Genomic DNA, 22,374 nt, shown 5'->3' with positions numbered 1-22,374 from the left:
ATGACTGACCATCCTCTCAAAACACCTGAATACCGCAACTGGCTGACCGATATCAAACAGCGAATCCGCAAGGCCCAGATAAAAGCGGCCGTCCAGGTGAATACAACCCTTTTAACCTTTTACTGGGAGCTGGGTGCGGACATCGTGGAACGTCAGCAATCAGCCAAATGGGGCAGTGGTTTTTTGAAGCAGTTGAGCGCTGATCTCATGGCGGAATTCCCGGATATGAAGGGGTTTTCGTATCGAAATATCAGAGCCATCCGGCAGTGGTATCTTTTTTACACAGAAGGTGTTTCAAAGTTGGCCGCAGACTGTGACCAAATTGCGCAACAGGATGTTTCGCAATTGACCCGTGATATAGATGAACAATCCGAAAAGAGTGCGCTGAACAGAGATGGACATCAAAAATGGCCACAGGTTGTGGCCAAATTGGTTCAGGTTCCCTGGGGGCATAACCGGACCATCATTTCAAAATGCAAGGATATCCCTGAAGCGCTCTACTACGTTAATAAAACCATTGAGCATAACTGGAGCCGGAATGTCCTGACCCACCAGATTGAAAGCGGTTTGTATCATCGTGAGGGAAAGGCGGTTACCAATTTTGCAAGTACGCTTCCGGCTCCGCAGTCAGACTTGGCGCAGCAACTGATCAAAGATCCCTATACCTTTGATTTTCTGACGCTGACACAGGACTACAATGAACGGGAATTGGAAAAGGCACTGATTGACCATATAACCAAATTTTTGCTTGAACTGGGGACGGGGTTTGCCTTTATAGGGCGTCAACAATGTTTACAGGTTGGCGAGCGGGACTTTTTTCTGGATCTTCTGTTTTACCACACAAAATTGCACTGCTATGTGGTGATTGAACTAAAGACAGGCGAGTTTGAGCCGGAGTATGCAGGCAAGCTCAATTTTTACCTGAAAGCCGTGGATGAACAGTTGCGCAGTGACCGGGACGAGCCGACCATCGGTATCCTGCTGTGCAAATCCCGTGATCGCGTGGTGGTTGAATATGCCTTAAGTGATATCGCCAAGCCAATGGGAGTGTCTGAATATCAACTGACCCGCGCCCTGCCGGATAATCTGAAACCAAGCCTGCCGTCCATCGAAGAGATGGAAGCTGAATTCGGTGAACCAAAGAGCTGAAAAGGGAAGCTGAAAAATGAGCAAAATACATACGGAAGAACAGTTTGAATCGGCAATTGAGGCTCATCTTCTGGCCAATGGCTATTCAGCCCTGCCCAAAGATGGGTATGATATTGAACGGGCGTTTTTCCCAACTCAGGTCATTGGCTTTATCCGAGAAACCCAGGCAGAAGAACTAAAACGCATTGAAACCATGCTGGGGGATAAAACCGATGAGACCCTGCTCAAAGATCTCAATTTCTGGCTCAATTCACAGGGCATGCTGCCGGTGCTGCGAAACGGGTTCAAGTGCCATGGCCGGACCTTTCGGGTCTGTTTTTTTAAACCGGCCCACGGAATGAATCCAACGCTTGAGTCGCAGTATGGTGCCAACCGGCTTTCCGTGACCCGTCAGTTGCGCTACAGCAGCAAAAACAGCAATGAACTGGATCTGGTTCTCTCTATCAACGGGCTGCCGGTGATCACGGCTGAGTTGAAAAATCCCATGACCGGACAGACCGTGGAAAACGCGATTCGTCAGTATAAAAAAGACCGGGATCACCGGGAATTGCTGTTTGATTTCAAAAAACGCGCCCTCGTCCATTTTGCGATGGATACAGAACTGGCTTATATGACTACACGCCTGGCCGGATCGGCAACTTTTTTTCTGCCGTTTAATCAGGGGGATGAAGGGGGGGCAGGCAACCCGCCAAATGCAGGCGGGTATCGAACGTCGTATGTGTGGGAACAGGTTTGGCAGCGGGAAAGCCTGTTGGATATTTTTGCCCGTTTTCTTCATCTTCAGGTTGAAGACAAACGGACCGAAGACGATAAGCTGATCAAAAAAGAGACCATGATCTTTCCGCGCTATCATCAGCTTTCCGCTGTTCGTGAGCTGGTTGCGGCTTCGAAAATCGAAGGGGCCGGCAACAATTATCTGGTTGAGCATTCCGCCGGAAGCGGCAAGAGCAATACCATTGGCTGGTTGGCGCACCGGTTGGCCTCGTTGCATACCGATGCGGATGAAAAGGTATTTGATTCGGTCATCGTGATTACAGATAGGCGTGTGCTGGATAAACAGTTGCAGGATACGATTTACCAGTTTGATCACAGGCAGGGTGTTGTTCAGAAGATCGACAAACATTCCGGCCAGCTGGCAGACGCTTTGTACAATGGTGTTCCGATTATTATCTCCACCTTACAAAAGTTTCCGCATGTCACAAAACAACTTCTGAAGATGGCAGAAGAGCGTGGGGATAAAGGAGACAACCTTCTTCCCAGACGGCGTTGTGCGGTGATCATTGATGAGGCACATTCATCTCAATCCGGGGAGTCGGCAACCGATCTGAAAGAGGTCTTAAGCGCCTGGGAGATTCGAGAGGAAACGGCCCAGTATGGCGCTGGGGATGAAGAGTGTGAGTCACTGGAGGAGATGTATCGCAGCATGGCCAAGCGGGGCAAACAGGCCAACTTAAGTTTTTTTGCCTTTACGGCCACCCCCAAGCATAAGACACTTTCTGTTTTTGGCCGAAAAAAAGGCGGAAAGAACGGGCAGGCGTTTCATACGTATACCATGCGGCAGGCGATTGAGGAGGGTTTCATCATGGATGTCCTTCACAGTTACACGACCTATGCCACATATTATAAGCTGATTCAGGCCGGTGCCCAAGATCCCCAGGTGGAACGGAAAAGTGCAGCCAAAGCGCTTGCACGGTTCATGCGCCTGCACCCCTACAATATTGCTCAAAAAACGGAGATCATGGTGGAGCATTTTAATACCATGACCCGGCATAAAATCGGTGGCAGAGCCAAAGCGATGGTGGTGACCGGTTCCAGGCTGGAGGCGGTTCGATATAAACTATCATTCGACAAGTATATTCGTGAAAAAAAATATACCTGGATTAAAACGCTGGTCGCCTTTTCCGGTGAGGTGGAAGACGACAGAACATATATGAAATATACAGAAACTGGAATGAATAACGGTATCCGTGAAACAGAACTGCCGGAGAAATTCGATTCACCGGAATATCAGGTGCTGCTTGTTGCGGAAAAATATCAGACAGGATTTGATCAACCTCTACTTCATACCATGTATGTGGATAAACGGCTTTCAGGGATTCAGGCGGTTCAGACCCTCTCACGGCTTAATCGTATGCATCCGTTGAAGGAAGATACGTTTGTCCTGGATTTTGTGAATGACCGTGAAGAGATTCGGGAAGCATTTAAACAATATTATGAAGGCTCAGAGATGGGCGAAGAGGCTGATCCGAATACAATGTATGCGATCAAGGCCGAGTTGGATGCGTCCGGGATTTATACCCGGGAAGAGCTTGATGCATTTGTATCGGTCTATTTCAAGCAGAAAAAAAGACAGAGCCATGCTGACCATAAGGCCTTGAATGCTGCCATTGATCCAGCAGTGGAACGTTTTTCAATCCTGAAAGATAAGGACGAAGGACAGGCTGAACTCATCAGGGGGAAAATGGCCGCTTTCAGAAATTTATATGCCTTTCTTTCGCAGGTTATTCCGTATCAGGACTCTGAACTTGAAAAAATATATACCTTCCTGCGCTATCTTCTCCCTAAATTACCAAAACGGGAATCCGGCCCTCGCTACAGTTTTGATGATGACATTCGATTGGAATATTACCGGATTCAGAAAATCAGCGAAGGTTCAATCAATTTGTGTGAAGGAGATGCAAAAAGCCTTGATGGACCGATAGAAGTGGGTAGTGGGAAACTGCATAAAGAAGAGCTTTTGCTCTCTCAATTGATTGATGTGGTGAACGAACGATTTGGAACTGATTTTACTGAGGCTGATCAGCTTTTCTTTGATCAGATTATTGAGGCGGCTGTAGAGGAAGAATCGTTGAAAGAAGCTGCTGCTGTTAATCCACAGGAGAAGTTTTCCCTTCTTTTTTCAGGAATGCTGCAAGCATTGTTCATTGAACGTATGGAACAGAATGAAAATATTTTCGGGAAATTTATGAATGAAAAAGAGTTCCAGAATGTCGTGAGCGAATGGATCTCTGAAAAGGTCTATAATCGTTTGAGAGGAGAGTTATCTGAAAGGAATACTGGGCAAGTGACTGAATAAGGACATAAGGGACAATGGGGTCGGATCAGGCACATTTTTACAAATAAACAGTTGATCCCATAAAAGACTTAACAACCACCGACTTCAAGCCGGTGGTTGTTAAGTCCATAGCTAAAGGGTAAAGAGTGTAATGTGGATCCCTATTCCCTGCTTTGATAAGGTCCGGGTTCTTCCCATGCTACAGCTCCCCTGCAGCCTTAAAAGACTGAATCATCTCGGATATCTTGTCTACATGGGCGGTTTCTTCAGCTATGATCTCGTGAAGTCCATCCTTAACGGATTCTGATTCCACAAAGGCCTCAAGAAATTGATAAAACAGAATCGTGTCATTCTCAAACATGATGAATGTTTGAAGCATCTTCACAGGTGTAGTGATTTTTGAAAAATCCAGCTCACTCAAAGACAGGCTGTTGTCCCCCATCATCTCTTTAATCACGCCGGGAAGCATGACATCCAGGTCCCTGCTGCCTGCAGAAAGACGGCCTTTCTGTTCTTGAAACCAGGATTTGTGTCGTTTTTCTTCATCGGCCATCCACTGAACAAGACTTTCAATCCCGCTGTTGTGGGTCTGCTTGAGGGCGTTCAGATAGACAGATCGGCCGTTTTCTTCCATTTTTATGGCAATATCGAACAAATCATTGAGGGTAAACATAATATTTCTCCCATTCTTAATCCATTGACCATATAATAGCGGGTAATGACTCAATCGTCTTGTTTGAATTCAAAATATAAAAAAAACTGCAGGGCAGTGTAAACTCCCTATAGAGCAATGTTTGGAACATTGAAGGGGGCATCGCGGCCCGGGAGCTTTCCGAGGTGGACAAAGCATTGTATCAAATCGAAGATATTTTTGAAGAGATTGAATATTATCTGGCCGGCCTTTGAGCCTGAACTATCCTGTGCTGCCACATTTTGCGGGAAAAATATAAAAAGCCGCCATGATACATATGGCGGCTTTTTATATTGCAAATTTCAAAAGACATTACATGGCGTCAAAAGCCTCATCCGGGATATCGGCGTTGGTATAAAAATTCTGGACATCATCGTTGTCGTCCAGGGCTTCCATGAATCTGACCATCTGCTCTGCTTCTTTGCCTGATACGGCTGTGGTGTTCTGGGGAACCATGGAAATTTCCGCCACCTCGCAGGGAATCTGTGCACCGTCAATGGCATCCTTGACCGCATCAAAATCTTCGGGTGCGGTGAGTACGTCAAAGGTCTCTCCTTCGTCCTTGATATCTTCAGCCCCGGCCTCAAGGGCTACTTCCATGAGGGTCTCTTCGTCTGCATGTTCTTTGGAAATGGTAATCACGCCCTTTTTATCAAACATCCAGGCCACGCAACCGTCCGTACCCACATTGCCGCCGGCTTTGTTAAAAATATACCTGACATCGGCAATGGTCCGGTTTTTGTTGTCCGTGAGGCATTCCACCATCACCGCTACGCCGCCGGGCCCGTATCCTTCATAGAGGATCTCCTCGTAATTGACGCCGTCCATGTCGCCGGTACCCTTTTTAATGGCCCGGTCCACATTGTCCTTGGGCATGTTCTGGGTTTTGGCCGAATCGATGGCACGGCGCAGCCGGGGATTGGCCCCGGGGTCACCCCCGCCCATGCGCGCGGCCACTGTAATTTCCTTAATCAGCTTGGTAAAGACCTTTGCCCGCTTTTTATCGGCCGCACCTTTCTTGTGTTTAATGGTCGACCATTTGCTATGTCCTGACATGGATGTTGCCTCCTTATTTTATCTTTGCTTTTGCTATGATATAAATTTCTTTACTTTGTTTTCTACAGCTTTCGGGCTTAAATACCCGGCACTCCTTAAACGCGGCCTTCACTTCTTGCTCAAACGTTTTGAAGTCATTTCCCTGGAAGATTTTGCACACAAAATTACCCTGAAAAGCCAAATTTTTCAAGGCCGTGTCAAGGGCCATGCGGCACAGTTCAAGAGACCGGATGGCATCCACATCTTTTCTGCCTGTGGTGGCCGGGGCCATGTCGCTGATTACGGCGTTAAATTTACCTGTATGGGGTTCAATAAACGCCGGGTGCTCAGGGCTAAGGATATCATCCTGGATGGTTAACGCATTGGCCGGCAGATTTGTTTCAACCGCTTTTAAATCAATTCCGAACACACGCCCCTGATCCCCCACAAGTTTTGCCGCATAAAGGGTCCAGGACCCTGGTGAGCAGCCAAGATCAAGAACAATGTCCCCTTTTTTGATAATCTGAAATTTGTTCTGAATATCTTCAAGCTTAAACACGGATCGGGCAGGATATCCCATGGATTTGGCCTTTTGTGTGAGATGATCCGCCCACTGGCCGCTCGTGCCGCCTTTTCCTGCCGGCTTTTTTTTACCCTTCAAACAAAACCTCCACGGCATCCCTTAAAAAACTGACACTTTCAATGGCCATGCCTTTGATTTTTGCTAATTGTTTCATGGTGGCCGTGGGCACAAGGCATCTTGTAAATCCCATTTTGGCGGCTTCTTTGATCCTGGCCTGGGCATGACTGACCGCCCGTATCTCGCCGGTAAGGCCGATCTCGCCGATCAGGGTTGTCTCCTTGTGCACGGGACGATCCAGAAAGCTTGAGGCAAGCGCGGCCGCAATGGCAAGATCAGCCGAGGGCTCGGTGATGCGGACCCCCCCCGTAACATTCATGAAAATATCCAGGCCGGCCAGATTCATTCCCAGGCGCTTTTCCATCACCGCCACAATCAGGGCTACACGGTTGCTGTCCAGCCCTAGAACCGTACGCCGGGGTGTACCCAGCCCGGACGTAGAGACCAGGCCCTGGATTTCCACCAGAATCGGGCGGGACCCTTCCATGCTGGCCGTAACCACCGATCCCGGGGCCACCAAAGCCCGTTCAGACAAAAACACGGCCGATGGATTAGGCACCTGGGTCAGTCCCTGATCCCGCATTTCAAACACCCCGATCTCATTGGTGGACCCAAAACGGTTTTTTACGGCCCGAAGAATTCGAAAAATATGGTTTTTATCCCCTTCAAAATAGAGCACTGTGTCCACCATGTGCTCCATGATTCTTGGGCCTGCAATGGCGCCGCCCTTGGTGACGTGTCCCACAAGAAAAATGGGAAGACCCACTGTTTTGGACAGGCGCATGAACTGCATCGATGCTTCCCTGATCTGGGTTATGCTGCCCGGTGTGGAAGTCACCTGGGGGTGGAATACGGTTTGAATCGAATCCACAACCATGGCGTCATATTCATCTTTTTCCGCCATGGCAAGAATTGCCTCAAGATCGGTTTCAGATACCACAAACAAAGAACGGCCCAAAGATCCCAGACGTTTTCCCCGCATGGAAAGTTGGCCTATGGATTCTTCGCCGGATACATACAGGCATTTTTTCCCGGCCTTTGCCAGGGTGGACAACACCTGGAGCATGAGCGTGGATTTACCGATCCCGGGGTCTCCGCCGATAAGTACCAGGGAGCCGCTTACAATACCGCCGCCCAAGACCCGGTCAAATTCATTGATGCCGGTGCACATACGCACGGACATGGAGGCTTCCACGGATTCAATGGGTACGGGTCTGGCTGCAATGGCCGGCCGGCCCGCACCTGCCACACCTGGGATCCGGACCACCAGGGTCTCTTCAACAAGGCTGTCCCAATCGCCACAGTCCGGGCACTGGCCCATCCATTTAGGTGTCTGTGTACCGCAGGTTTTACAGCGGAATATGGTTTTATCTTTCTTTTTTGTCACGTCCTAATTTTGTCCAACTGATTGAAAATCGGGTGAATATATCATGATATCGTATCCCTATCAAGCACGTATCCTTGGTAATCGGTAATTCTGACTTTGGGTTTTTATTGGGTTGCCGTTCACTCCACCCAGCACGATACGGTTCAAATCAACGGCCCAAGATTTTAAATACAACCGCACCGGCAAGCGACACACATGCGCTCATCAAAAAGAGACGGGCGCCATATGTCTCATACAAATAGCCGTTCAGCATAAAACCGGCCATCATGCCGAGGCCGTACGAGACGGCATTGTTGGCAGCCTGTCCCAGGGTACGCGTCTCCCCTGTTGAAAGCCGATCCATATACAGGATGGAGGCCACATGAAATGTCCCGTAGGTAAATGCATGAAGCAGCTGAGCGATCATGATTTCAGCCACTGTGACCGCACGCCATAAAAGGTACCACCTGGCTGAAGCAGCCAAACAAGAAAAGAAGATCATATTTTCAAGGGTGATATATTTTAAAATCCTGCCGGAGTTGATCATAATCACGATCTCGGCGATGGAGGCCACAGCCCAGGTCGACCCTATAAAAAAAGGGCCATAGCCCAACTCCTCCAGATAGATGGAATAAAATCCATAATAGGTCCCATGGCTGAAGATCATCAGAAACGAGCAGGTGAGAAAGGTCAGGGTCCGCGCATTGAGGAGTTCTCTGACTCCGGCGTGAAATTGTTCCTCCCTTGCTTTCGCCTTGGGCATGGGAATCGAGAAGATCGCCTGAAGCGTGTAACCGGCCAGAATGAGAGGAACAATAGTATTGATGCTGAAAAGATCGGAAACCTTGCCCAGACTGAACACAACAAGGATAAAACTCACCGATCCCCAGGCACGAATCCGGCCATACCTGTTCTTGTCACCGCCCCCACCACCCAGTTCATCCATTGCAAAGGCTTCTATAAATGCAATGAGCGGGGCAAAGAAAATAGTATGAAAAATGGTCACAATGACCATGCCCGAAAAATCATTGATATACAGAAAGAAGACCCAGATTGCGGCACTGAGGAAATTGAATAGAACATAAATCGGTTTTCGCCAGGCATACCGGTCGGCAACAATACTCCACACTATTGAAAAGACAATGGTAATGGCGGTCCTCAGGGCAGACAGGGAACCGATTTCAAAACTGGTGAAACCCAGATGATGGCAATAGAGGTTAAAATAAGGCAGAAAAATCCCCATCACCCCGAAATAGATAAAATACTGGATTTTCAGTATGCGCTCTGAAGATCCGTTTAAACTCTCCCCGGGTTTCATTGCATCAGCCTTTTTGTTTCTTTCATGTCACGCCTCGATCAGCAATTCGGTGATCCTGATTATCACATGATTATCCGGGGATCCAGCACTTCATTAAAAAAAACAATTTGTATATTGTGTAAGCCATTTATCAACTGTGGGTTTAAGGATCTCCTTGCATTGTCAGGCCAATGGTGGCCCTCCCCCGGGGAAGGCCAAACGTTATGGCCGGGTTCTTAAATCCAGGGTGTATGGAAACCTCGGATTTAAGGGTTCATTGGGTATCTGCTCCATGGGACCCGGGGTGTGGCCGATATCCCTGAACCGGGAGATCCGGCGACCTTCTGCTTCCAGGGAATTTATTGGAAAGGTATCATAATTTCGTCCCCCAGGGTGGGACGCATGATAGGTGCACCCGCCCACGGATCGAAGGTTCCAGGTATCCACCAGATCAAAGATCAGCGGGGTATGCACGCCAATGGTGGGATGCAGGCAGGAAGGGGGCTGCCAGGCCCGGTAGCGGATTCCTGCCACGGACTGGGTCTTCACCTCAGTGGGGTGCAACGGCACGGGGCGTCCGTTGCATAGCACCTGGTAACGGCTGTCTGTCATGCCGCTCACTTTGATCTGGATACGCTCCAGAGAGGAGTCCACATACCTGGCCGTGCCACCGCCGCCAGGCTCCTCTCCCAGTACATGCCAGGGTTCAATGGCTGTGCGCAGCTCCATTTCCACGCCGGCATGGCAGACTTTTCCGATAAAGGGGAACCTGAACTCAAAGTGGGGATGAAAACACCCAGGTGTCAGGTCATATCCCTCCCGGCGCAGAATATCCAGGACATCGCAGAAATCCTGCCATACATAAAAGGGCAGCATGAACTTGTCGTGCAGGGTTGTGCCCCATCGTACCAATTTTTCCTTGTATGGCGTTTTCCAGAATTTGAGCATGAATATGCGCAGCAGTAACTGCTGGGCAAGACTCATCCTGGCATGGGGCGGCATCTCAAAGGAGCGGAACTCCAACAGCCCCAGCCGGCCCGAGGCGGAGTCCGGGGAGTATAATTTATCAATGCAGAATTCGGCCCGGTGGGTGTTCCCGGTAAGATCCGTGAGAAGGTGCCGGAATAACCGGTCCACCAGCCAGGGCGGACATGGTAATCCAATATCTGATCCAGGCAGGAAATTGGATTGATAGGAGGATGTCTGCTTGTCAAGTTCGGCAAAGGCGATGTCCAGTTCATCCAGGGTGTCGTGGCGGGCTTCATCAATTCTCGGAGACTGGCTGGTGGGTCCCATGAACAACCCTGAAAAGAGAAAAGACAGGGAGGGATGGTTATTCCAGAACGTTAAAAAACTGCGCAGCAGGTCCGGCCGGGCAAGCCAGGGGCTTTGGCCGGGGCTGGGGCCGCCCATGACAATGTGGTTGCCGCCGCCAGTGCCGGAATGCCGGCCGTCGAGCATGAACTTTTCCGTACCAAGGCCTGACTGTCTGGCCTCTTCGTAAAGATCACAGGTTACATCCACCATCTGGCCCCAATCGGTTGCCGGGTGAATGTTCACTTCGATCACACCGGGGTCCGGGGTGATATTAAGGACATTGATCCGGTGATCAAAGGGCGGGGTGTAGCCTTCAATAATCACGGGAAAGCCTGTGGTACCGGCTGCCTGTTCCACTGCGGCAATGAGTTCGAAATAATCCGCCGCACTGGCCATGGGCGGCATGAATACATACAGCCGTCCCTGCCTGGGCTGGATACAAAGGGCCGTACGGATGACCGGCTCGGTGCCGTCGTTGTTATAACCCGCATGGGAGGCGGGCCAAAGACTTTGTGATACAATATCATCCCGGGTTTCTGTCTCCGGTTGTCCCGGGATATGGAATTGTCCCTGCTTTGCCTCTTCCGCCCGACGCAACCGTTCTTTGTCCGGGCCCGAAGTCAGCGGATCTGGAAACGGGCCGTCAATTCCCATAGGATCCTCTTCCACCACATGGGGGTATTGCTTGGGTGATATCCAGGGCAGGCTGTCCAGGGGCAGACGAAGTCCCATGGGTGAATCTCCCGGCGTTAAAAATAAATTGCCGGCGCGCAGCTCCCAGAGACAGCTTTTCCATGAACCCTTTTTGATGGGTAGAACAAAGCCGGTGACTGCACCGATACCCTGTTCAAATACCCGGGCCATGCGGGCACGCTCCTCGGGGTCTTTGAGCCGGGAGTCTTCGGGGGTCACGTTTGCCGGCAGACGTTGCTCCTTTAACAGCCAGTAAAACACATCTTCATAGGCTGGTATAATATATTGTTCATCCACGCCCAGTACCCGGGTGACGCTCTGCATCAGGGTTTTTGCCTGGGCCGGGCCGAATTTGTAGTCCAGGGTGTCATCCGCCAGAAGAGACGGATCCTGCCAAAGGGCTTTGCCGTCCTTTCGCCAGTAACAGCCCAATGCCCAGCGGGGCAGGGACTCACCTGGATACCATTTGCCCTGGCCAATGTGCAGCAGGCTGCCCTGGGTCCATTTGCCGCGCAGGCGCTGGAGCAGTTCCATGGCCTTGATTTTTTTGGTGGGTCCCACGGCTGCGGTGTTCCATTCATCAGCGTCCATGTCCGTGGCCGATACAAAGGTGGGTTCCCCGCCCATGGTCAGGGAGATCTTTTCTTTTTGAATCTCTTTATCCACCCGGAATCCAAGATCATGAATCTTTGTCCATATCTCCTCGGGATAGGGTTTGGTGGATCGGGGGTCTTCGTGGATGCGTGTAACGTGCATGGTGTGGGAAAAGTCCACCTCGCACATTTCAAGCCCCCCTGTGACAGGTGCCGCACTTTTGGGAAACGGGGTGCAGGCAAGGGGGATATGGCCTTCACTGGCCAAAAGTCCGGATGTGGGGTCCAGCCCCACCCAGCCGGCCCCGGGCAGGAACACCTCCACCCAGGCATGCAGATCAGTAAAGTCCTGCTCGGGTCCTGAAGGTCCTTCAAGGGATTTTACATCTGCGGCGAGTTGGATCAGGTACCCGGATACAAACCGGGATGCCAGTCCCAGATGACGCAGGATATTGACCAGCAGCCAGGCCGAATCCCTGCAGGAACCCGATTGTTTGGTCAGTGTCTCCTCGCAGGCCTGGACATTGGGCTCCATGCGGATGTTGTAGCGGATGGCCTTTTGGAGATCCTGGTTCACGCGGACCAGGAAATCAATTGTGTTCTCCTTTTGGCGGCTGATGCGGGAAAGATAGGTTGTAAATTTGCTGCCCACATGGGTTTTTTGTAAAAAAGGTCCCAGGTCCTTTTTTACCTCCGATGAATATTTAAATGGATACTCCCGGGCATACTCTTCCAGGAAAAAATCAAAGGGATTGATGGTGACCATTTCCGCTACTAAATCCACTACAATGGAAAAATGATCGGTCTTTTCCTGGAAATTAAGCCTGGACAGGTAGTTGGAGAAAGGGTCCTGCTGCCAGTTGATCCAGTGTTCCTCCGGAGAAACGGTCTGGTTGTAACTTAAAATCGGGGTCCGGCAGTGGGGGGCGGGCCGCAGCCGGATGACCTGGGGGTCTAATTGGATTTTACGATCATATATATAATCGGTCTTGTGGTACAAGGCCACTTGAATTGCCATGGATGTAAATGCTCCTTATAAGGGGTGGATCAGGTTCGTTTTACTGGACTGATGCGGATGCCTGTTCCATCAGGTTGTCGGGGATTTTGAAAAATGCCTGGCGGATGTCAATCCCCACCTGGTTAATTTTTCTCTGCAGGGCATCAAGGTACTCGTGCATGCCTGCAGAAATTACATCATCAATATCCGAATAATCCAGGTCTGCACATAACCGGCCCAGGCTTTTTTCCGCCGGATTGGATGCGGCACCCCTGGGGGTATCGGTGATTTTGTGCAGGGCGCTCTTGGCATTTGTCAGGCAGCAGTGGATGGATCTGGGAAAATTCGAATCAAAGATTAAAAAGTCGCACACCTGTTTGGGTACAATCCGGTGAAATTGTTTTCGGTAGATTTCAAATCCGGAGGTGGATTTGAGCACGGCTCCCCACTGGATTACATCGTAGGGGGAGTTGACGTTTTCGGGCGTGGGCAGCAGCATGAAGTATTTTACGTCCAGTATCCGGGAGGTCTTGTCAGCCCGTTCGAGAAACTGGCCGAGCAAGGCAAAATAAAAGGCCTCCCCCCGGGACATGGTGCCATGCAACAGGCCTGTGAACATATGGCTCATTGCGGTGATGTCGTTAAAAAAGCGGTGGGGGTCCTTGTTGGCCAGGCGGTTTTGGGCTGCATCCTTGAGCAGAAGATAGGAGCGGTTAATCTGTTCCCATATCTCCGATGAGATGATCTCTCTGACGCTTCGGGCATTTTCCCTGGCAATGCCCACACAGGAAATCACGGAATTGCCGTATTCTTTATCCAGGGCCAGGAACTGAATCACATTTTCTCTGGAATAATCTGTACCGTAACGCTTTTCAAATATTTCGTGGTCCCCTGTGGTCATCACCAGGGGTTGCCAGGACCCGGCCATTCCTGTGGTCATGTCCAATGAAAGGTTTAGGTTTACATTAATAAAACGAGCTATATTTTCGGCTCTTTCAATATAACGGGTCATCCAGTAGATGGAATCTGCAACGCGGCTTAACATGGTATCTCCTATTTTTCCTGATTCAGGTCCTGCAAGAGAGTATTTGTCCAAAAGTGAAAATTTTGTTTTCAGCCAATTGGGAAATTGAACCCAAAATGCTGCTTTTGGGTGAACATAAGTTAATTTGTTTCAAGTACCCATGTATCCTTTGTTCCGCCGCCCTGGGACGAGTTCACCACCAAAGATCCCTTTTTCAAGGCCACCCGTGTCAGCCCGCCGGGAAGTACATAGATATCCTCGCCGTACAGAATATATGGCCTAAGGTCCACATGCCGCCCTTCAAAATGGTCCCCGATAATGGTGGGAACCTGGGAAAGGCTGATGGTGGGCTGGGCAATATAGGTCCTGGGATTGGCCTTGATACGGCGGGCAAACTCCTCTCGTTCCGCCTGGTCGGCATGGGGACCGATCATCATGCCGTATCCGCCGCTTTCATTGGCCGCTTTGACCACAAACTTATCCAGATTGTCAAGCACATGGGCACGGTCTTTGTCATCCCAGCACACATAGGTGGGCACATTCGGCAAAATGGGGTCTTCTCCCAGGTAGTATGAAATAATTTTGGGTACATAGGCGTATACGGCTTTGTCATCAGCTACGCCGGTTCCCGGTGCATTGGCCATGGCCACCCGGCCCTTGAAATAGGCGGACATAATACCCGGAACCCCGAGCATGGAATCGGGCCGGAACACTTTGGGGTCAATGAAGTCATCATCAATGCGGCGGTAAAGAACCTCAATGGGCGAAAGTCCCTTGGTGGTGCGCATATAAAGCCGGTCGTCGGAGACCACAAGGTCCTGGCCCTCCACCAATTCAATGCCCATCTGCTGGGCAAGGAACGAATGTTCAAAATAGGCGGAATTATACCGCCCCGGGGTCAGTACCCCGATCTTGTGGTTGGAGCCTGTGGCAGGCAAAAGATTTTCAAGGGTGGCCAGAAGCTTGTGGGGGTATTCGTCAACGGTTCGGATCCGGGAGTTTGCAAAAACTTCGGGAAAGGTCCGCTTGAGGACCTGGCGGTTTTCAAGCACATAGGATACGCCGGATGGACAGCGCAGGTTGTCTTCAAGGACATAGAATTTGCCGTCCGTATCCCGGATCAGATCCGTGCCCGTGACATGGCACCAGACGCCTTTGGGCGGGGTAAATCCTTCCATCTGTTTGCGGTAAGCCGTGCAGGACATGATCAGATCTTTAGGGACCACCTTATCTTTAATGATTTTTTTATCATGGTAGATATCTTCAAGGAACAGATTCAGGGCATGGATGCGCTGCTGCAAGCCCTTTTCGATTTGCTGCCACTCCCTGTCCTCAATGATTCTGGGGATAATGTCAAAGGGCAGTATTTTTTCCGTTCCTTCCTCGCTTCCATATACATTAAAGGTGTTGCCTAACTGTAGAAGCGAGGTTTCCGCAGATTTTTGCTTTATAAGCAGCGCATCTTCGGGCAAAGACTCTATTTTGTCGATCAGCTTTTTAGCGCCCTCCCTGACGGTGCCATCCTTGTGGAAGAGTTCATCATAGTATTCATCTGGATTATAATTTGAAAATTTCATGATCGGCTCCAACAATTTTCTTATACAGACACCAGGTTGTCCAAGGGGTGCCCAGCGGAAACTTCACCTTTGTCAATTTTTTAGAAATATAAATTTTTTCCAACATTATTGTCTATTCATCTGTTATGGGTATACCGGTATAGCACTTAGGATCCGGGACATCTATTTTATTTTTAACTGTTTTTTAATAAGCATAAAATGTGCCTTTTGTTTTTCAGATAATTTTTTAAAAACAATTTTAGAAAATTATCTGAAAAACAAAAGGGTTACATAATGGGCAAAAGCAAGGCGTAGAAACAGTTGTCGCATAGTGTAAAATAAATAAAATTACAGTTTTGAATTTATTATAAGAGCGTAGAGGCAAAAACGTTATTTGTTGAGGTGTTTATCGCTTACAAAGCGAATTCAAAGGCTGCCTGAAAAAAATCCCTTTCACATTCCATGGCATATCGGTAAGTGGCCTCAACCAGAGGATCTGCAGGATCGGCATATTTATCCACGAGGGATTCCAGGTTACAGGCCAAAGCCTCTATCGCACTGCTGCTGTATGTCTTATTGAACGACATGTCAATATTAAGACTTTCAGCCCATGCTGGTTGAATCCGGTGATTCTCCTGTGCCCCGGTGAATGTCGAGTTTGCGCATGCGCGAGGCAAAGGTTGAGCGGTTGATGCCTGATGCCTTTGCCGCCCAGGTGATATTCCAGTTAAATTTTTCCATGAGCGCCATGACATAGGCTTTTTCAAGATCCGGCCAGGTCATGGCGCAAATATCGCGCAGGTATCGTGTCCCATTTGTTTGGGGATCTGTATTTCTTAGCGCTGTGTTTTCTGTGACCCCATCCGGGTTGATTTTAAGAATACGTTCGGGAAGATCAACCGGTTTTATAATTTCGTTTTGGGTTGTAACCATCAAATACCGGATAAGGTTTTCCAGTTCCCGGATATTTCCCGGCCATGTATAAGCGACCAGATGGTGTATGGCTTCAGGGGAGATTTTTTTTTCGGAAATGTTTGTTTTCCGACCTTCCACGTTTAAAAAATGCCGGACCAGCAACGGAATATCTTCCCTTCGTTCCCGCAATGGCGGCAGGTGAATCGGCAGTACGGAAAGGCGGTAATACAGATCCTGTCTGAACCGGTTTTCTTGGATCATCCCGGCAAGATCCTTATTGGTGGCTGCAATGATTCTGATATTGATGTACCGGACCTGGCTGGCGCCTAATGGTTTGATCTCATTTTTCTGCAGTACCCGAAGAAGCGCGGCCTGGGTGCCCATGGGCATGTCTCCGATTTCGTCCAGGAACACCGTGCCGCCGTCAGCCGCCTCAAACAATCCTGCCCGGTCCCGGGTTGCACCGGTAAAGGCCCCTTTTTTATACCCGAACAATTCGCTTTCCAAAAGGGTTTCGGGGATGGCCGAACAGTTCTGGACCAGGAAGGGATAATCCGCTCTGGCACTGCCCGTGTGAAGGCGTTCTGCCACAAGCTCCTTGCCTGTCCCGCTTTCGCCCGTTATCAGCACATTGAAGTCGGTATGTGCATAGCTTTTGACAAGATCCATGCTTTTGTGAAAGGCCTTGCTCTGGCCGATAATGGTATTTTCCTTTTCAACCCTGGACAGAACCGATGAGAGCCTGCGATTCTTTTTCTGCTCCCTGGCATAACATAGGGCGTTGCCCAGGGCGATGGAACAGATTTCAAGCAGGTTTTGCAAATGGGAAAGGTAGGAAGAATCCAGATTGAGGTGAATACTGTCAGGGTTGGTGTCGATAATCTGTACCGCCCCAAAGACCTGTCCGTCTATGAATAAAGGAAAACAGAGGATCTGGCTGCTTTTGATGGCGAAATGTGCTTCCACCTCGCGGTTGTGACGGCGATCGGAGCCCGCTTGGGCAATGGTCATTTTGCCGTTTTCAATTACCCACCCCACAATGGAGGGTGAGCCTGCATCCAGGGTAACCCCCACAATATTTTCGCTGTCAATGCCGGCGGCCTCAACACAAACATAGGTCCGGCCCCGTTTGATCCAGATTGATCCACGCCTGACATTCTGGATTTTCAGCAGGGCATTGAGAAATTTTTTTTGAAGAACGTCCGGGTCCAACTCCCTGAACAGCTCATAATTCTCCTGGGATAATTTGTCTTTTTCATTGTTCATAAAAACAGCATTCTGTTAATATTTTGGAAAATTGCACCGTCACAATAAGCACTAAATGATTTCTTCAGGCTTGCACAACCGTTTGGCCTTATTTGATAACCGTTTGCATTTTTGGCATGAATAGGTCAATTTCTTCATGACTGGTTTGCAAAGCATCTTAGCTTCAGTTGACGAGGCGCCACAGTTTTTGCAGACAAATGCTTTTGACGTATCCGATGATTTTCGCAAAATTTCTTTTTTCTTTTTACACGCCTTACAGGCCCTAAGCTTTTTTCCCATAATGCACGCCTCCTTCACAACTTAAACGTTCCATTCATATTTTAAAACTAGTGGATCAGTTTTGTTACAAACAGATCGACCACCTCAATGAGGATCAGGATGATAATAATCCACTCCAGCTGGGCACTGTGGCTGTGCTGCGAAAGGTCTTTAAACAGCTCCAAATTCTCCTGGACAATGCCCAGATTCTCCTGAATATAGCGGTAGCGCAGTGTTATATCAAGTTCACGGGTCAGGGCGGTATGCAGCTGGTCAAGGCTTTGTTCCTCCCACATGAGCTGCGGGGTGTCAAAGATATAGAGGTTGCGGGCAATTTGATTTTTTAAGTTCAGGGCTTTTCCGATATACTGGATCAGTTGTCTGCCTTTTAGATCGACTTTCCCTTTTGTCTCCAGCTGGGTGGTGTAAACCCTTGTCTCTTCTAGAAGATGTTCAGACCGTGAACTGTAATAGCCTAAGGCAATGGACTGGGCGATGGAGAACATGATCGTGTAGATATTATCTACCTCGTATGAAGTCAGAATGATTTTATTGAAAAGAACTCTGCGTTGTTTTTTGCTGTCGATTTCAATGGTGTATTTTTCACTTTGAAAGTCCGATGTGGATTTAATTTCCAAGAGATTATGGATTGAGCGCAGGATAAGGGTTTGTTTATCCTGTTCAACATCGACAAACACCACACTTCCGTAGTTGGCAATAAAGATATAACCGCCTGTCTCCGTCATATAAAAGAGTTCGGTGGGCTCTTCTCTAACCAGCTCAAAAAGCAGAGATTTTTTTATAATTTCAATATTGATATTGCTATTGACATGAAGGCCAAAAACTAGTTTTTCCACGATTCCCTCCAATTGATAATAAAGAATTCTAACATGCTGAGACTGCATTTACAACGGTTAGCGAAGTTGTAAAGGGACTCGACAAAAACAGTATTGAAAGCCGGACACTGCACATCCAAAACAGGGAGTCAACGGGTGGTCGGCCTGTATGATCCGGCCGGTCTGTCTGTCCCCAAAGGATGGAGAGGCGGATTTTTTTTAAGGCGTATTTTGCCCTCTACCATCACCCAGGAGACATCCGAAGCCCTTGCCGCATAGACCAGACCTGAGTAGGGGTCATGCATGGGGGTCATATGAAGGCCGGTAGTGTCCACCACAATGATGTCCGCAGCCTTGCCCGGGTGTATGGAGCCCGTGATATCACCCAGTCCCAGGGCCTTTGCACCCTCAATGGTGGCCATTTTCAGGCAGGTGCGGGCATCCATGACGCAGGGATCCAGGCGCACAACCTTATGCAGTTTGGCGGCTGTGTCCATTTCAGAAAACATATCCTGGTCGTTGTTGGATGCACACCCGTCCGTGCCAAGGCCCACGGTCAGACCTGCAGCTAGCATGTCCGGTACCGGCGCCACCCCGGATGCCAGTTTCATATTGGATTCAGGACAGTGGATGACCCCGCACCCGCGCTTGGCAATAATCTCAATGTCGTTTTCATCCAGCCACACGCAGTGGATTAAAAGGGTGTCCGGATCAAGGATGCCTATGCTGTCCAGGTAGGCGATTACGGACAGCCCTCTATTTTCCTTGATCATACCCGGCTCGGCCCGGGTTTCTGCGGCATGGATCTGGAACAGAACCCCCTTTTCCCGGGCAAGGTTCTTTCCCGCCACAAGCGTCTGTTTTGAACAGGTGTAGGGAGAATGACAGAAAAGAGACGGGGTAATTCTCGGGGACAGGGTGCTGGTTTTCTCAATAAAGTCTTTGGCATGATCAATATTTTGGGCAGGATCAGGAACGCCCGGCGCAGGAAAATCAATCACCCCCTGGCCGGCCACAGCCCGGATGCCACTATCTGCCATGGCCTTTGCCGCATGGCTTTCCAGAAAATAGCCGTCGCAACAGGTGGTGATGCCCCCGGCCAGCATCTCCCTGCAGGAGTGGGCTGTCCATTGCGCCACGGATTCTGGGTTTATATTCCTTGCTTCGGCAGGAAAAATATGCCCATTGAGCCAGAGATCCAGGGGCAGGTCATCGGCCAGTCCCCGGAACATGGACATGGGTGTGTGGGTGTGCCCGTTCACAAGTCCGGGCATAATAATTCCGCCGCAGGCGTCGATCTGTCGTGCAGGGTTTTGGGCCATATTCCTTATCTGTTCCGGGAGTGCGGGTCCGCAATCCGCAATTTTGCCCTGTTTAATATGGACGAACCCGTTTTCAATCACGGGCAGTCCATCTTCCATGGTTAAAAGGATGCCGTTATGTATAAGAATGTCATTTTCCATGATATATTTCTCTTATTTTTTGAACCCATTATCCGCTTGATAATTTCTGCCCAAAAATGAGCTTTGCTGGGCAAAAAGCCAACAGTTTTTTACAATTTTTTACAAACTCTTTCATGACGCAGGGTTCAGGCACACTGGGAATAAGATTTTTCAATACAGAATTTTGATTTGTTTTCAGTCTTTGTTTCTGCTGTAAATATTATTTAAATCAGCAAGGATAAAATAAAAATGCAGGGGTTTAAAAATCATTTTTGATCAAATATTTAATCAGACTTTCCTTGACCCTTTTTTAATTTTACGATAATCCTATCTGAATGGATAAAAAGGATTGATACGCCTTAAGAGAAGCGAGGGAGATTAAGATGGATTTTGAATTAAGCAAAGAATTGCAAATGCTCCAGAAAGAGATTCGTAAATTTGCAAAAAAAGAGATCGTTCCCTTTGCAGACCAGTGGGATGAGGCGCATTACCTGCCCATTAAAGAGGTGATGCATCCCCTGGGTGAAATGGGGTATTTCGGCACAGTAATTCCTGAAGAATACGGCGGAGAAGACTTGGGTTTTCTGGCAGCCATGATCGTGACCGAGGAACTGGCCAGTGCCTCTTCATCCCTGAGGGTCCAGGTGAATATGCAGGTGCTGGGCTGTGCTTACACCATTTATACATACGGTAATGAAGCAATTCGTAAAAAATATGTGAAAAAATTGTGCACTGCCGAATACATCGGCGGCTTCTGCATCACCGAACCGGATGCAGGTTCTGATGTCATGAACATCGCCTCCACGGCCGAAGATAAGGGCGATCATTGGCTGCTCAACGGCAATAAAACCTGGATTTCCAATGCCGATGTGGCAGACTGTTTGATCTACTACGCTTATACGGATAAATCTGCCGGCTCCAAGGGGCTGTCCGCCTTTGTGATTGAACCCAAAAACTATGACGGTATAAAAACTTCTTCCCTGGACAAGCTGGGTTCCCACTCTTCCCCCACAGGCGAACTGTTTTTGGACAATGTTAAGGTACCCAAGGAAAATATCCTTGGCAAACCCGGTGATGGTGCTAAAATTGTATTTTCGTCTTTGAATCAGACTCGTCTGTCTGCAGCTGCCGGCGGCGTGGGATTGGCCCAGGCCTGTCTGGACGAAGCGGTCAAGTACTGTAATCAGAGAAAACAGTTTGGCAAAAAGATCGGCGAGTTCCAGATGAACCAGGACTTGATCGCCCAGATGTCGGCTGAAATCGAGGCGGCGCGGCTGCTGGTCTACAAGGCCGCCTGGCAGAAGGACCAGGGCCAGCTNNCCAGGACATGATCGCCCAGATGGCCACGGAAATCGAAGCAAGCCGTCTTCTGGTCTACAAAGCGGCCTGGGCCAAGGATCAGGGACGACTGAACAACGGCATGGATGTGGCCATGGCCAAATACATGGCCGGCGAAGTGGCTTACAAATGTGCCAACTATGCCATGCGGATTTTGGGTGCCTACGGCTACTCCACAGAATATCCCGTGGCCCGCTACTACCGGGATGCTCCCACTTATGCCATGGTGGAAGGTTCCGCCAATATCTGCAAGTGGATTATTGCTCTGGATCAGTTGGGTATCAGAAAAGCGAACAGGTAACTTTTTAAGAAAGGAGATCCACATGTCTGAAGAGGTACTCGCACCCCTGTCAGGGAAAATTGTCAGCTTAAGCGTTGAACCGGGCGCAGCCATAGAAGAGGACGACGAAATTCTGGTTATCGAAGCCATGAAAATGGAAACTCCCATATTTGCCCCCTGTTCCGGCACTGTGTCAAAGATTGTCGTCAAGGCGGGGGATGTTGTGGAGGAGGATGATCTGTTAGCCGTCATTGATTAGGCGTCAAAGGAAAAACAAATGAAATCCTATTTTGAAAACATGACGCCTTTTGGTAAAGCGCTCAAAAAAGGGACCATAAAACGCACCCAGAATAATTATGAGCAGGTCCTTGGGTTGGAAAAACAGATCTTAGCCGCAGTGGACGACGTTAAAAACGCAGGTATTCCCGAAGAAAAGATCAACCAGCGCGGCCAGATGACCGTATGGCAGCGCCTGGAATATATCGTGGACCCCGGCACCTGGACCCCGCTTCATACGCTTTTCAACCCTGCGGACAACGTTGAGGGCACCACCAATGTCATTGACGGTCTTGGGAAAATTGCGGGCAAATGGGCGGTCGTGATCGGTTTTGACAACAAGGTCATGG

General features: G+C 49.2%; 15 protein-coding genes and 1 pseudogene. 5 read left to right on the top strand and 11 right to left on the bottom strand.

Features of this window, described 5'->3' with window-relative positions:
* Both B3D59_RS05515 and B3D59_RS05510 read left to right on the top strand, forming a co-directional pair.
* The gene (locus tag B3D59_RS05515; protein WP_286818300.1) at window positions 1-1,149 is read left to right on the top strand and encodes a PDDEXK nuclease domain-containing protein; all 1,149 of its coding nucleotides are present in this window, start codon (window positions 1-3) and stop codon (window positions 1,147-1,149) included.
* Window positions 1,150-1,165: 16 nt separating this feature from the next.
* Complete coding sequence (locus tag B3D59_RS05510) at window positions 1,166-4,225, top strand: type I restriction endonuclease subunit R (RefSeq protein ID WP_286818299.1); 3,060 nt, start codon at window positions 1,166-1,168, stop codon at window positions 4,223-4,225.
* 178 nt (window positions 4,226-4,403) lie between these two features.
* On the opposite strand, the gene B3D59_RS05505 is transcribed toward B3D59_RS05510, so the two are convergent.
* The 11 genes from B3D59_RS05505 to B3D59_RS05455 all read right to left on the bottom strand — a co-directional run bounded on the left by B3D59_RS05505 (window position 4,404) and on the right by B3D59_RS05455 (window position 20,151).
* On the bottom strand, window positions 4,404-4,877 hold the full coding sequence (locus tag B3D59_RS05505) for a ferritin family protein (RefSeq protein WP_286818298.1): 474 nt from the start codon (window positions 4,875-4,877) through the stop codon (window positions 4,404-4,406).
* A gap of 330 nt (window positions 4,878-5,207) precedes the next feature.
* Window positions 5,208-5,951, bottom strand: a complete 744-nt coding sequence (locus tag B3D59_RS05500) for a YebC/PmpR family DNA-binding transcriptional regulator (protein ID WP_286818297.1) — start codon at window positions 5,949-5,951, stop codon at window positions 5,208-5,210.
* Window positions 5,952-5,964: 13 nt separating this feature from the next.
* The gene (locus B3D59_RS05495) at window positions 5,965-6,591 is read right to left on the bottom strand and encodes an RlmE family RNA methyltransferase (RefSeq protein ID WP_004071322.1); all 627 of its coding nucleotides are present in this window, start codon (window positions 6,589-6,591) and stop codon (window positions 5,965-5,967) included.
* Window positions 6,581-7,957 carry a DNA repair protein RadA gene (gene radA, locus B3D59_RS05490; RefSeq protein WP_286818294.1) on the bottom strand — a complete coding sequence of 459 codons (1,377 nt, stop codon included), beginning with the start codon at window positions 7,955-7,957 and terminating at the stop codon, window positions 6,581-6,583. The genes B3D59_RS05495 and radA overlap by 11 nt, the downstream gene beginning before the upstream one ends.
* A 148-nt stretch (window positions 7,958-8,105) precedes the next feature.
* Window positions 8,106-9,254, bottom strand: coding sequence for an MFS transporter (locus tag B3D59_RS05485; protein ID WP_286818292.1), 1,149 nt, complete (start codon window positions 9,252-9,254; stop codon window positions 8,106-8,108).
* A 201-nt stretch (window positions 9,255-9,455) separates the two neighbouring features.
* Window positions 9,456-12,854: a DUF2126 domain-containing protein gene (locus tag B3D59_RS05480; RefSeq protein WP_286818290.1), complete on the bottom strand. Its 3,399-nt coding sequence runs from the start codon at window positions 12,852-12,854 to the stop codon at window positions 9,456-9,458.
* Between the two features lie 40 nt (window positions 12,855-12,894).
* On the bottom strand, window positions 12,895-13,878 hold the full coding sequence (locus B3D59_RS05475; protein ID WP_286818289.1) for an alpha-E domain-containing protein: 984 nt from the start codon (window positions 13,876-13,878) through the stop codon (window positions 12,895-12,897).
* Between the two features lie 119 nt (window positions 13,879-13,997).
* Window positions 13,998-15,434 (bottom strand): circularly permuted type 2 ATP-grasp protein, encoded by a 1,437-nt coding sequence (locus B3D59_RS05470; RefSeq protein WP_286818287.1) that lies wholly within the window; start codon window positions 15,432-15,434, stop codon window positions 13,998-14,000.
* Window positions 15,435-16,016: 582 nt separating this feature from the next.
* Entirely contained in the window at window positions 16,017-17,594 is a 1,578-nt protein-coding gene (locus tag B3D59_RS05465; RefSeq protein WP_286818285.1) for a sigma-54 interaction domain-containing protein, read from the bottom strand.
* A gap of 326 nt (window positions 17,595-17,920) precedes the next feature.
* Window positions 17,921-18,709: an RMD1 family protein gene (locus tag B3D59_RS05460; protein ID WP_286818283.1), complete on the bottom strand. Its 789-nt coding sequence runs from the start codon at window positions 18,707-18,709 to the stop codon at window positions 17,921-17,923.
* A 128-nt stretch (window positions 18,710-18,837) separates the two neighbouring features.
* Window positions 18,838-20,151, bottom strand: a complete 1,314-nt coding sequence (locus B3D59_RS05455) for an amidohydrolase family protein (RefSeq protein WP_286818281.1) — start codon at window positions 20,149-20,151, stop codon at window positions 18,838-18,840.
* 362 nt (window positions 20,152-20,513) lie between these two features.
* On the opposite strand from B3D59_RS05455, the pseudogene acd reads away from it, so the two are divergent.
* The 3 genes and pseudogenes from acd to B3D59_RS05435 all read left to right on the top strand — a co-directional run.
* A pseudogene (gene acd / locus B3D59_RS05450) lies at window positions 20,514-21,769 on the top strand (glutaryl-CoA dehydrogenase Acd).
* Between the two features lie 22 nt (window positions 21,770-21,791).
* On the top strand, window positions 21,792-22,007 hold the full coding sequence (locus tag B3D59_RS05440) for an acetyl-CoA carboxylase biotin carboxyl carrier protein subunit (RefSeq protein ID WP_286818275.1): 216 nt from the start codon (window positions 21,792-21,794) through the stop codon (window positions 22,005-22,007).
* A gap of 18 nt (window positions 22,008-22,025) precedes the next feature.
* The coding region (locus B3D59_RS05435; RefSeq protein WP_286818273.1) for a carboxyl transferase domain-containing protein at window positions 22,026-22,374 on the top strand (349 nt) is incomplete at its 3' end.

It is taken from the genome of Desulfobacter sp. UBA2225 (assembly GCF_002348205.1).
GTDB lineage: Bacteria > Desulfobacterota > Desulfobacteria > Desulfobacterales > Desulfobacteraceae > Desulfobacter > Desulfobacter postgatei.
The sequence above is the reverse complement of the archived record's forward strand: the minus strand, read 5'-3'. Positions and strand labels throughout refer to the sequence as shown.

What these genes read in the sequence shown, in the direction of transcription:
- B3D59_RS05515 (WP_286818300.1), top strand. Translation starts at nt 1, where the DNA reads ATGACTGACCATCCTCTCAAAACACCTGAATACCGCAACTGGCTGACC.
- B3D59_RS05510 (WP_286818299.1), top strand. Translation starts at nt 1,166, where the DNA reads ATGAGCAAAATACATACGGAAGAACAGTTTGAATCGGCAATTGAGGCT.
- B3D59_RS05505 (WP_286818298.1), bottom strand. Translation starts at nt 4,877, where the DNA reads ATGTTTACCCTCAATGATTTGTTCGATATTGCCATAAAAATGGAAGAA.
- B3D59_RS05500 (WP_286818297.1), bottom strand. Translation starts at nt 5,951, where the DNA reads ATGTCAGGACATAGCAAATGGTCGACCATTAAACACAAGAAAGGTGCG.
- B3D59_RS05485 (WP_286818292.1), bottom strand. Translation starts at nt 9,254, where the DNA reads ATGAAACCCGGGGAGAGTTTAAACGGATCTTCAGAGCGCATACTGAAA.
- B3D59_RS05480 (WP_286818290.1), bottom strand. Translation starts at nt 12,854, where the DNA reads ATGGCAATTCAAGTGGCCTTGTACCACAAGACCGATTATATATATGAT.
- B3D59_RS05475 (WP_286818289.1), bottom strand. Translation starts at nt 13,878, where the DNA reads ATGTTAAGCCGCGTTGCAGATTCCATCTACTGGATGACCCGTTATATT.
- B3D59_RS05470 (WP_286818287.1), bottom strand. Translation starts at nt 15,434, where the DNA reads ATGAAATTTTCAAATTATAATCCAGATGAATACTATGATGAACTCTTC.
- B3D59_RS05465 (WP_286818285.1), bottom strand. Translation starts at nt 17,594, where the DNA reads ATGAACAATGAAAAAGACAAATTATCCCAGGAGAATTATGAGCTGTTC.
- B3D59_RS05455 (WP_286818281.1), bottom strand. Translation starts at nt 20,151, where the DNA reads ATGGAAAATGACATTCTTATACATAACGGCATCCTTTTAACCATGGAA.
- B3D59_RS05440 (WP_286818275.1), top strand. Translation starts at nt 21,792, where the DNA reads ATGTCTGAAGAGGTACTCGCACCCCTGTCAGGGAAAATTGTCAGCTTA.